The sequence below is a fragment of the Nocardia sp. NPDC006044 genome (assembly GCF_042871115.1).
Classification (GTDB): Bacteria; Actinomycetota; Actinomycetes; order Mycobacteriales; family Mycobacteriaceae; genus Nocardia.
This window is the reverse complement of record NZ_JBIAID010000002.1, coordinates 487,585-498,190: the sequence shown is the minus strand read 5'-3', so window position 1 is coordinate 498,190 and position 10,606 is coordinate 487,585. Positions and strand designations below refer to the sequence as shown.

General features: G+C 67.4%; 12 protein-coding genes. 6 read left to right on the top strand and 6 right to left on the bottom strand.

Annotation, left to right across the window (positions count from 1 at the left end; translation table 11 throughout):
• The first annotated feature begins 135 nt into the window (after nt 1–135).
• On the top strand, nt 136–711 hold the full coding sequence (locus ACFYO1_RS20015; protein ID WP_387232888.1) for a Uma2 family endonuclease: 576 nt from the start codon (nt 136–138) through the stop codon (nt 709–711).
• 26 nt (nt 712–737) lie between these two features.
• On the opposite strand, the gene ACFYO1_RS20010 is transcribed toward ACFYO1_RS20015, so the two are convergent.
• Together ACFYO1_RS20010 and ACFYO1_RS20005 are read right to left on the bottom strand one after the other, a co-directional pair.
• Nucleotides 738–1,217: an anthrone oxygenase family protein gene (locus ACFYO1_RS20010; RefSeq protein ID WP_387232885.1), complete on the bottom strand. Its 480-nt coding sequence runs from the start codon at nt 1,215–1,217 to the stop codon at nt 738–740.
• Nucleotides 1,214–1,774 (bottom strand): peroxiredoxin-like family protein, encoded by a 561-nt coding sequence (locus tag ACFYO1_RS20005; protein WP_387232882.1) that lies wholly within the window; start codon nt 1,772–1,774, stop codon nt 1,214–1,216. Before ACFYO1_RS20005 ends, ACFYO1_RS20010 begins: the two co-directional genes overlap by 4 nt.
• Before the next feature lie 72 nt (nt 1,775–1,846).
• On the opposite strand from ACFYO1_RS20005, the gene ACFYO1_RS20000 reads away from it, so the two are divergent.
• Nucleotides 1,847–2,458 (top strand): TetR/AcrR family transcriptional regulator, encoded by a 612-nt coding sequence (locus tag ACFYO1_RS20000; RefSeq protein WP_387232879.1) that lies wholly within the window; start codon nt 1,847–1,849, stop codon nt 2,456–2,458.
• A 60-nt stretch (nt 2,459–2,518) separates the two neighbouring features.
• Here the strand turns inward: ACFYO1_RS20000 and ACFYO1_RS19995 are convergent, their stop codons facing one another.
• Nucleotides 2,519–3,658: a GDSL-type esterase/lipase family protein gene (locus tag ACFYO1_RS19995; RefSeq protein ID WP_387232876.1), complete on the bottom strand. Its 1,140-nt coding sequence runs from the start codon at nt 3,656–3,658 to the stop codon at nt 2,519–2,521.
• A 110-nt stretch (nt 3,659–3,768) separates the two neighbouring features.
• On the opposite strand from ACFYO1_RS19995, the gene ACFYO1_RS19990 reads away from it, so the two are divergent.
• Nucleotides 3,769–4,257, top strand: a complete 489-nt coding sequence (locus ACFYO1_RS19990) for a MarR family winged helix-turn-helix transcriptional regulator (protein ID WP_387232873.1) — start codon at nt 3,769–3,771, stop codon at nt 4,255–4,257.
• 3 nt (nt 4,258–4,260) lie between these two features.
• Here ACFYO1_RS19990 and ACFYO1_RS19985 read toward each other — a convergent pair whose 3' ends face one another.
• Nucleotides 4,261–4,923: a TetR/AcrR family transcriptional regulator C-terminal domain-containing protein gene (locus tag ACFYO1_RS19985; RefSeq protein ID WP_387232870.1), complete on the bottom strand. Its 663-nt coding sequence runs from the start codon at nt 4,921–4,923 to the stop codon at nt 4,261–4,263.
• A 92-nt stretch (nt 4,924–5,015) separates the two neighbouring features.
• Between ACFYO1_RS19985 and ACFYO1_RS19980 the strand changes: the two genes are divergently transcribed.
• Nucleotides 5,016–6,032, top strand: coding sequence for an NAD(P)-dependent alcohol dehydrogenase (locus ACFYO1_RS19980; RefSeq protein ID WP_387232867.1), 1,017 nt, complete (start codon nt 5,016–5,018; stop codon nt 6,030–6,032).
• Here the strand turns inward: ACFYO1_RS19980 and ACFYO1_RS19975 are convergent.
• Nucleotides 6,025–6,984: a helix-turn-helix transcriptional regulator gene (locus tag ACFYO1_RS19975; protein WP_387232864.1), complete on the bottom strand. Its 960-nt coding sequence runs from the start codon at nt 6,982–6,984 to the stop codon at nt 6,025–6,027. The genes ACFYO1_RS19980 and ACFYO1_RS19975 overlap by 8 nt on opposite strands.
• Before the next feature lie 63 nt (nt 6,985–7,047).
• On the opposite strand from ACFYO1_RS19975, the gene ACFYO1_RS19970 reads away from it, so the two are divergent.
• Both ACFYO1_RS19970 and ACFYO1_RS19965 read left to right on the top strand, forming a co-directional pair.
• Complete coding sequence (locus tag ACFYO1_RS19970) at nt 7,048–8,202, top strand: epoxide hydrolase family protein (RefSeq protein WP_387232861.1); 1,155 nt, start codon at nt 7,048–7,050, stop codon at nt 8,200–8,202.
• Nucleotides 8,203–8,289: 87 nt separating this feature from the next.
• Nucleotides 8,290–8,442 (top strand): hypothetical protein, encoded by a 153-nt coding sequence (locus ACFYO1_RS19965; protein WP_378725829.1) that lies wholly within the window; start codon nt 8,290–8,292, stop codon nt 8,440–8,442.
• Nucleotides 8,443–8,530: 88 nt separating this feature from the next.
• Here ACFYO1_RS19965 and ACFYO1_RS19960 read toward each other — a convergent pair whose 3' ends face one another.
• Nucleotides 8,531–10,504, bottom strand: a complete 1,974-nt coding sequence (locus ACFYO1_RS19960) for a 5-oxoprolinase/urea amidolyase family protein (RefSeq protein ID WP_387232858.1) — start codon at nt 10,502–10,504, stop codon at nt 8,531–8,533.
• Nucleotides 10,505–10,606: the final 102 nt, after the last annotated feature.

Here is a 10,606-nt window from a genome sequence, read left to right as displayed (position 1 = left end):
GACCGGTACCGGCCACCCGCCGGTGAAGCGCACAAGTACGTGCGCTTCACCGGCGGCTTCGTCTGGGTGCTGTGAACTAGATTCATACAGGTCGGCGGGCTCCGGTCCGCGTCCTTCGTGCAGGAGGTCGTCTCAATGGTGATGCCGGTCCCGCACGGTGGCCGGTGGCGGGCCACAGATCTCGACCACCTGCCGGAAAACGGAATGCGCTACGAGGTGTTGAACGGCCAATTGGTTGTGAGCGCACCACCAAATATTCGACACCAGTTGCTGATACAGAGTTTGGGTAATGCCCTCGATGCAGTTGCGTCTCCCGGGTACCTCGTACTCCCCGGGGTCGGCGTCGTGATCGGCGAGGACGAACCGATCCCCGACCTGGTTGCGGCCGCCGGTCCGGTCGATGGGGATAGTCGCGGAATTCCAGCCGAACAGGTGAAGCTGGTTGTCGAAGTGGTGTCCAGTTCGACAACCCTGCAAGACCGGATGGTCAAACCCGTCGTCTACGCGGAGGCCAGCATCCCTAACTACTGGCGATTTGAGATCAACCCGTTCAAAGGTCAACTGCCAGGTGAATCCCTGCCCGTCCTGTTCGCCCACGAGCTCGGCGACGACAAGACCTACGAACTAACTCACCGAGTGGCGGCCGGAGACGCCGTCACTTTGCGCAGCCCATTCGAATTCACCATAGATCCCGGACTGCTGCTGCCCTGACGGAGACGTCATCACTGCGAATGGATTCATGACTTGGTGGCTCTTTTCTCGGGGGTGAGGGTGACGATCAGGAGGAAGGCCAGGATGGCGCAGGCTGTGCGGGCGAAGTGGAATGTCTCCCAACGGCTGAGGATCTCGGCGTAGTCCGATGGTGGGGAGGTCAGGGCCCACTGTTTGATCTGCTGGTTGATCGGGACGTTGCCGAAGCGGGTGATGAGGAACGCGGCGATCGCGAGTCCTGCGGCGGTTCCGGCGAACCAGCGGTCGCGGGCGGTTGTGCGGAATGCGAGGACCAGGCAGCTGACGATGGTCAGGCCCATGAGGGACTGCATGACCGGTCCGTTCACCGACATCAGCGCGGTGTGGAAGGTGAATCGGACCTCGAGGGGGACCTTACGGAATGCGTACAAGACGTTGACCGCGCCGTAGCCGAATGCACCGGCCAGCAGACCGCCGAAGCAGAGGGCGGATGCCCTTGCGAGGGAGGGCTTTTCGAAGGCCGTCACGGGCGTTGCACCGAAACCGTTGCCAGGGTGAGGAGTTCGTCGACCGACCATTGGTCGTAGAGGTGGACGCCGTGTTTGGCGGCGAGGACGCGGCCGTCGGGGGCGATGAGGAAGTCGGCGGGCAGGCCTAGGCTGCCGCCTTCGGGTTTTGCCGGGGGAGCGGGTTGGTGCTTGCGGAGGGCGGCGGTGGCGGCGTGGGTTACGCCGCGGAGGATGGCGGGCCAGCCGCGGGGGTCGAGGAGGGCCCTGGGGGAAGTTTCGACGCCGAATTCCCGGTAGAGCTTTCGGGTGGGGTCGGCGATCAGGTCGAGCGGGATGTCTTCGGTGTAGGTGCGCAGTCCCGTTGCGCTGGAGTGGAATACGACGACCTCGCGGATGCCGGCGGCCGCGATCTCGGACCGGCGGGCGACGATCGAGCGCAGGTGCAGGTTGCAGACGGGGCAGCCGGCGAAGCGGCGGAATTGCAGATGGACCAGACGGGTCGGGTCGGGTATGGGGACCGGGGCGTCGGCGATGGTGGTCAGGACCCGGGCGGAGACGGACGTGGGCAACGGCATGAGCGATTCCTTTCGTAGGCGTACCTCGTACGCCTACGTTCAGTATGCGCGTAGCTTGTACGCTGTCAACCCATGCCCCGTCCTCGTTCGCTGACGAAATCCGATCTCGGCGCCGCCGCGCTCGCGGTGATCGACCGCGACGGCCTGTCCGCGCTCACCATGCGGGCCGTGGCGAAAGAGCTGCACATGGCCACGATGGCGCTCTACCGTTACGTCGCCGACCGGGAGGAACTGGAGGTCCTGGTCGTCGACGAGGTGCTGGCGGGGCTGGACGTATCGACCCCGGCCGAGTCGCACTGGCGAGACCGCCTTGCCACGCTGCTCGAGCGGATGCGGGCGGCCGTCTCGGCCCATCCCGCGACGGTGCCGCTGGTCCCTCGGCATCGGAAGTCGGCGAGCGGCACCCTGCGCTGGATGGAGGCGATGCTGTCGGTGCTCGACGACGGCGGCTTCACCGGGCCCGGTCGAGTGATCGCCCAACGCACGCTGGTCGCGTTCCTGCTCGGGTCCTTGGAGAACCAGCACTACGCGTCGATCAACGCCCCCGCGACCGCGGCCATCGCGCGACTGTCCTCCGGGGAGTATCCGTACCTGACCCAGACCGCGGCGCAGGCTCGGACGATGTCGGTCGACGACGAGTTCCGCGGCGGTCTCGCAATCGTGTTGCGCGGGTTGGAATCCTAGCCGGACGGCGACGAGACGAGCCGCTGCACCAAGCGGCGCAACGGCTCTCGGTTCTGCGTCTCAGTTGAACAGTGCCGTGATGTCGACGGTCTCGCCCATGGCGCGGTGGCCGGCGTCGTTCAGGTGCATGCCGTCGCCGCTGTCGAAGGCGGGAAGGATGAAACCGGGGCGCGCGGGGTCCTCGACGGCGCCGGCCACGTCGAAGACGGAGTCGAAAACGTCGGTGGTGCGCAGCCATTCGTTCACTTCGTTACGGGTCTGCTGGGTTTCGGCGAGGGGCATGCCGGGATAGATGCACCCGGCGTAGGGGCCGATGGTGGCGGCGTGGATGGTCAGATTCGCCTCGTGGGCGCGGCGGGCGATCTCGGTGAAGCCGGCGATCAGCTGGTCGGTCGTGGCATGCGGTTCGCCGGACATGCCGCCGAGGATCAGATCGTTGATGCCGAAGTTGATCAGGACCGCGCGGACGCCGGGGACGCTGAGCACGTCCCGGTCGAATCGTTCCAGGCCGGGCACGCCGATTTCGTTGGTGAGCAGACGATTTCCGCCGATGCCCTGGTTCACCACCCAGCCGCGATCGAGCCTGCTGTTGATGATGTCCACGGAACGGAGGTTCGCGCTCAGGGTGGAGCCGACGCCTTCGAACCACGAGTCGCCGAGGGCGACGGCGATATCGGCACCTGCGGGTGCGAACACGTCCACACCGGTGACATAGAACCGGACCGGAACCTCTTCGGCTGCTCCGAGATCCGCCGACGAGGCGACGTTTCCGGCCGCGACATAGGCGATTTCGCTGGGCTGGTGCGAGAGCGTCGCGAGACCGGTCGGCTCGGGCAGATAGAGGCTCAGCATCAGATCGGTGCCCGCGGTCACCGCCAGCTCGACCGGATCACTGACCACCGCGCCGCCGACCGGAATGGTGATCTGCTCCGCGCCGTCGAACCGCAGCGCGAGATCGGTCTCCGTGATGATCTCGCTGCCGGACTTGCGCAGCGCGACGCGGGCGGCGCCGACGACCAGTGGAGTGCGTCCATAGCGGTTGGTCAAGTGGATCCGGACCTGCTCGCCGCCACCGGCCAGACGCAGCGCCTGCCGCACGGTCTGATCGGCGAACGCCTGCGACTCGGTGAGCTTGACCTGCTCGTACGGGCTGATGACCGCGGAACGGAAACCGGCGACCCAGGCGGTGGTGTCAGACATCGAAAGCTCCAGTAGTTGTCGTGCGGAATAATGCGTTGGCATATTTCTACAACGGAGTATTCCTCGTGTCAACTATCCTCATGGCAAATACTTCGGGTAGGTTAGGAGCCATGGATGCGACCGAACTGTTCGACGACCCCCGGCTCACCACGATGGGTCTGCTGTTCGAGGCGTACGAAGGGGTGGTCACCAAGCTGGAGCCGGTATGGAAGTCGCACGGCCTGTCCGGCTTGGACCTGAATGCGCTGATGCGCCTGAGTCGTTCGCCGAACCGGCGGTTGCGCATGACGGACCTGGCCGCGCAGACGACGCTGTCGACGAGTGGCGTCACCCGGCTGGTCGATCGGCTGGCGCGGGCAGGGCTGGTCGAGCGCGAACTCGATCCCGGTGATCGGCGCAGTGCGTACGCGGTGCTGACCGATCTCGGGGCGGTGCGGCTGGGGGAGGTGCTGCCCGACTATCTGGCCGCGGTCGAGCGCTGGTTCACCGGGTTGCTGGCGCCTGCGCAACTCGACAACTTCATCGCCGCGCTGCGGACTATTCGAGACGTCACCAATCCGCAGGCGACGGTCGGTATCGACCGATCGGCCAGGGCCTGACCGTCAGTCGGAACCGAGGAGTCGTTCCAGTCCATCCAGGATCAAATTCAGACCGAAGTCGAAATCGGCTATGCCTGTGTGTTTTCCGTCGATTACCAACTGTGACAAGGCGTTCATGTAGGGGAACCGGTCCGCCGGGATCAGTGGCAGGAACTGTGCTGCCGCGGAGGCGTATTCGTCCGGCTGGAGCGGAAAGTTCACCTGCTGCAAGGTGAATCCATAGATGTGGCTGTCCATCGCGTTCCACGCGCGGTCGGCCAGCTGATAGGAGAAGCCCGCAGCGCGCAGACAGCCGACGGTGGCGTCGACATAGCGCAGCATGGCCGGTCCGATATTGAGCCGCGAACCGATCAGGCCCGTCGCCCACGGATGGCGCAGCAGTGCCGCGTGCGCGCCGTGCGCCCGTGCGCGCATGGCCGCCTTCCAATCCCCGCCGATCTCCGGCACGCCCATCTCGGCGGCGACCAGGTCCGCGATGCCGTCGAGCAGGTCGTCCTTGTTCCGCACGTGGTTGTACAGCGACATCGCCTCGACGCCGAGCGTCTGCGCCAGTTTGCGCATGGACAACGCCGCGAGCCCCTGCTCGTCGGCGAACTGAATGGCCGTGCGCAGCACCTTCTCCCGGTTGAGCGGCGCGCGCTGGGTGCCGGCGGATGTTTGAGCCATGGACCCCTCTCTTGACGTACTTACGGTGTAAGCGTACCGTCCGAATTGAGAGACTTACGCTGTAAGTACACGTTTTCAGGCGAGGAAATCCCATGTCCGAGGTCAAGCGCTCGCAATCGACGGTCGATGTCAGCACGATGACGGCGGTGATCGCGCCGCGGTACGGCACCGGCTCGGTGCTTCGGACCGAGCCGGTGGACCGGCCCGATCCGCGACCCGGCGAGGTGCTGGTCCGGGTGCGCGCCGCCGCGATCTGCCAGGGCGACGCCCATCTGCTCACCGGAACGCCCTACCTGCTGCGCCTCGGCTTCGGCCTGCGGCGCCCCAAGGACCCGATCATCGGGCACGACCTGGCCGGCGAGGTGGTCGCCGTCGGGCGCGAAGTGACCGGATTCCGCCGCGGTGACGTGGTTTTCGGCTCGGTGAACTCGGGCGCCTTCGCGGAGTACGTCTGCGTCGCGGAACAGCGGCTCGCGCTCGCGCCGGCCGGACTGTCCATCGAAGAGGCTGCGGCGCTGCCTGATTCGGGAATGACCGCGCTGCAAGGGTTGCGTGATGTCGGCCGATTGCGGGCCGGGCAGAGTGTGCTCGTCAATGGGGCATCGGGTGGGGTCGGCACCGCCGCGGTCCAGCTCGCCAAGGCGCTCGGCGCGGAGGTCACCGCGGTGTGCAGCACCCGCCATATCGAGCTGGTGCGAGCGCTCGGCGCGGATCAGGTGATCGACTACACCACCGACGATTTCACCGCGAGCGGGCGACGCTACGACGTGCTGCTCGACTTGGTCGGCAACCGATCGCTGCGGGACTCCCGGCGAATCCTCGCGCCGAAAGGGACTTTCGTCTCCTCGGCCGGTGCGCCCGGCGGCAACTGGGCGGGACCGGTGATCTGGATGGGAAAGGTCTTGCTGGCCAACCTGTTCGTCAGCCAGAAGATCGGCCTGCTGCTGATGCGTCCGCAACGCGCCGATCTGGAGTTCTTGGCCGGACTCGCCGCACAGGGCAAGTTCCGGCCGGTGATCGAGCGGCGGTATCCGCTGGCCGAGGCCGCAACCGCGGTGCAGCACGTCATCGACGGGCATGCCCAGGGCAAGACGGTGCTGATCAGCTGAGTTGATCGACCGATGCGGTGAGCCGCGCGGTCAGCTCGCGGATGTGCGCGATCAGTTCCGGTGGCTCGTGTACCCGGAACGGGAAGCCGAAAGTGGCGAGATAGACGGCCAATTCGTCGAGCGAGTCCGAACCGGTTCGCAGCACACAGCTTTCGTCGTCCACGGCCTCGATGGCGCCGATGGTGGGCGCGATCCGGTCGGCGGCCGCCTCGGCGGAGACACCGAGGGTGATGCGGGCGGAATACCGGTACGGCGAACTGGCCACTCCGCGCGAGACGTATCCGGAGAGATCCACGTCGGGTCCCTCGCGCGGAGTGAAGCGGGGCCCGGTCGGGATGCGGGGTCGCAGGCGGTCGCAGCGATAGGTACGCCAGTCGGCCCGGTCGACGTCCCAGCCGATGAGGTACCAGCGACGGCCGATGTGCGCCAGGCGATGCGGCTCGGTGGTCCGCAAAGAGGTTGTGCCGTCGTGACTTCGGTAGTCGAAGCGCAGGCGGTGGCTGTCCCGGATGGCGCCTGCGATCGCGGTGAGCGTATCGGGGTCGACGGTCGCTCCACCGGCCCGCACCGTGACCGTTACCGATTGCAGCAGGCTGACCCGATGGCGCAACCGGGACGGCAGCACCTGTTCGAGTTTGGTGAGCGCACGCAGCGAGCTGTCCTCGATCCCGGTGATGGTGCCGCCCGCCGCGGTGCGCAGGCCGATCGCGACCGCCACCGCCTCGTCGTCGTCCAGCAGCAACGGCGGCAGCTTCGCGCCCGCCCCGAGCCGATAGCCCGCGACGCCGGGTGTGGCATCCACCGGATAACCGAGGTTGCGCAGCTTGTCGATGTCGCGGCGCACCGTGCGCACGTCGACCTCGAGGCGGTCGGCCAGCTCGGTGCCGGTCCAGTCGCGGGGAGTCTGCAACAGCGAGAGCAGTCGCAGGAGTCGTCCGGAGGTTTCCAACATGGATTTCAGTCTGCCGTAAACCTAGGGCGGAAGCTGTCCTAGGTGGGTTATACCGTTGTTCTCATGACCAACGAGATCACCGAATTCCGCATCGACATCCCGCAGCGGCAGCTCGATGACCTGCGCACTCGCCTAGATGGCGCGCGCTGGCCCGCACCGCTGCCCGGCGACGGCTGGGACACCGGCGTGCCCACCGCCTGGCTGCGCGAACTGGTCGACTACTGGCGCACCGAATACGACTGGCGCGCGGCCGAGGCGCAGCTCAACGCCTACCCGCAGTACACGACCGAGATCGACGGGCAGAACATCCACTTCCTGCACGTGCGCTCGCCCGAAGCGGACGCGCTGCCGCTGCTGCTGACCCACGGCTGGCCCGGTTCGGTGGTCGAATTCCTCGATGTCATCGGGCCGCTGACCGATCCGCGGGCGCACGGCGGCGATCCGAAAGACGCGTTCCACCTGGTGATCCCGTCGCTGCCCGGGTTCGGTTTCTCCGGGCCGGTCACGGAATCGGGCTGGCGCATCGAGCGCACGGCGCAGGCCTGGGTCGAACTCATGGGCAGGCTCGGGTACGAGCGCTACGGCGTGCAGGGTGGCGACATCGGCGCCGGGGTGAGTCCGGAGGTCGGCCGGATCGCGCCGGGAAGTGTTGTGGGCGTGCATGTCAACGGCGGACCGGGGCCGATGCCGCCGCTGCCGCTGTCCGAGGCGGAGCTGGCGAGCCTGAACGAGGTCGAGCGCGACCGGGTGCGGCGGATCGAGGCGTTCATGCAGGAGGAGTTCGGCTATATCGCGATCCAGTCCACCCGGCCGCAGACGCTGGCCTATGGACTGGTGGATTCGCCGGTGGGACAGCTCGCCTGGATCATGGACAAGTTCCGGGAGTGGACGCATCCGCGAAACATGGACCCGGACAAGATCATTGACCGGGATCGGCTGCTGACCAACGTAATGCTCTACTGGCTCACCGGAACGGCGGGCTCGGCGGCCTATGTCGGATACGCGCATTCCGGTGCGTGGGGTGCGCCGAAGGCGAACTCCGGAGTGCCCACCGCGGCACTGATTCTCGCCCATGATGTCGGCATCCGGCGCTACTCGGAACCTGCGAACACGATCACCCGGTGGACCGAGGCCGACCACGGCGGCCACTTCGCCGCGTTGGAGGCGCCGGAACTGCTGACCACCGACGTCCGCGAGTTCTTCCGCGACCTGCGCTGAAAACCGAAGCCAGTGGGCCTGTTCCGGCATGTCGCCGCCGGAACAGGCCCACAATCAGGGGAGCGGACCGTCGGCGAGGTGCAGCCCATGGACAAACCCAGACCCTTCACCCAGGAACACCGGGAAGCGTTCTGGCGCCGCTGCGGGTGGTCGCCCGAACTTCCGGAGGCCGAGCGCGCGGCGATCGAACGCCAGTGGGACGACGACGCGATCGATCTGGCGGAACTCTTCGGCTGGTGAAATCGGGGCCGGCTGTGGCCCGATGTGTGCCCGCTGCCGTGCGGGTGGAGCGGCCCCGCCGTGCCGGCGACGATGACCGCAGCGCCGCTCAACCGGTCGACAGTTCACCGGCCAGCCGCCACGAGTCACGTTCGGCGGCGAAGGCGGCCGCCTGGGTGCTGCGGAAGTCCGTGATCGAGGCGTCGTTGTCGGCGAGGAACCTGCGATAGTCGGCCAGCCGGAATTCGCCGTCCTCCGCCCGCACCTGGACATTGCCCGCGGCGAAATCGGCGCGCAGGTCGAGCAATTCGTCCGCCTCGACCGGATACCAGCGGATCCGATCGAAATAGCGCAGCAGCCAAGGGGTTTCGTCGCCGGATGGATGCCGGTCCGCGCCCGGCCGGCCGGGCAGGGGGCCGGCGTGGTGGTTCCACACCTGGGTGGTGCGGCCGACGAACTGGTAGCCGCCGGGGCCTTCCATACCGTAGATGCACAGGTAGGCGCCGCCGATGCCGACCGCGTTCTGCGGAGTCCAGGTGCGGGCGGGGTTGTACTTGGTGGTGACCAGACGGTGGCGCGGGTCGGTCGGGGTGGCGACGGGTGCGCCGAGGTACACGTCGCCCAGGCCGAGGACGAGATACTCGGCGCCGAAGACGGTGTCGTAAACGTCTGCCACCGTGGCCAATCCGTTCATCCGGCGGATGAATTCGATGTTCCACGGGCACCACGGGGCGTCGGCGCGGATGCCATGCATGTAGCGGGTGATGGCCTCGCGGGTGGACGGGTCGTCCCAGGACAGCGGAAGGTGCACGGTGCGGCTCGGGACGACGAGCCGGTCGGCGGCGGGCAGGTGCTGCTCGGCCTCGGCCAGCAGGTCGAGCAGGAGGGGCACGGGCAGGATGTGCGGGTCGACCCGGATCTGCAACGAGCGGATGCCGGGGGTCAGTTCGGTCACGCCACGCACACCCGCGGCCAGCAGATGCTGGTGCAAGGCGTGCACGCGGGCGCGCAGCGCGAGATCCAGTGTCATGGTGCCGTATTCGACGAGGACGGCGTCGTCGCCCGCGCGCCGATAGGTGACGCCGGTTTCGTCGTCGACCTCGGCGCGCCGCAGGATGCCGTCGTCACCGTCACCGCCGGCGGACAGCACAATGGGCCAGTTGGCGCGGCGCGCGGTGCCGAGGTCGCGGAGCGAGGCGGCGCGTTCGCTGCGGATCGGCACGAAACGTACTGCGTCGCCGGGGGATAGCTGTCCGAGCTTCCAGCGGTCGGCGGCGACCACGGTGACCGGGCAGACGAAGCCGCCGAGGCTGGGCCCGTCCGGGCCGAGCAGGATCGGGGTGTCGCCGGTGAAGTCCAGCGCACCAACCGAATACGGGGTGTCGTGGATATTGGACGGGTGCAGTCCGGCCTCGCCGCCGTCGGTGCGGGCCCAGTCGGGTTTCGGCCCGATCAGCCGGACGCCGGTGCGGTCGGAGTTGAAATGCACCGCGTAGTCGGTGCCGAGCAGGGTGTCGAAGTCGGCGCGGGTGAAGAATTCCGGTGCGCCGTGCGGACCTTCGGTCACCGCCAGTTCCCAGCGCGTGGTCAGCACCGGCTGGTCATCCATCGGTACGGCGGCCGCGACGGGGCCGCGGTGTCGTCCGAGCGTCAATGTCTCGCCGGCCCGCAAGGCGTTGCCTTCGCTGCCACCGAATCGGCCCAATGTGAATGTTGCTGTGCTGCCGAGGTATTCAGGTAACTGGATGCCGCCCGCGAGTAGCACGTAGCAGCGCATGCCCGGTCCGCGTACCGCACCGATGTCGAGCACGCCGCCCGCGGGCACCTGAATGGTCCGCCACAGCTCCGCCGGAACACCGTTCACCGAGACGCCGGTCGGTGCGCCGGTGACGCACACCCAGGTAGACGCCGAAAACCTCAGCGCAGGGCCGCCGAGCGTGCACTCCAACCCGGCCGCACCTTCCGCATTGCCGAGCACGCGATTGCCGAGCCGGAACGACAGATCGTCCATAGGACCCGAGGGCGGTACACCCACGTGCCAGTATCCTGTTCGGCCCGGCCAATCTTGCACTGTCGTGAGCATGCCGGCCCGGACCACTTCGACGGAGACCGCAGTAGGCCCGAATTCTGTCGATTGGTGCTCGACTCGAGCCGAATTGGTGCGTCCGGGCGGAGTGCCGCCGGA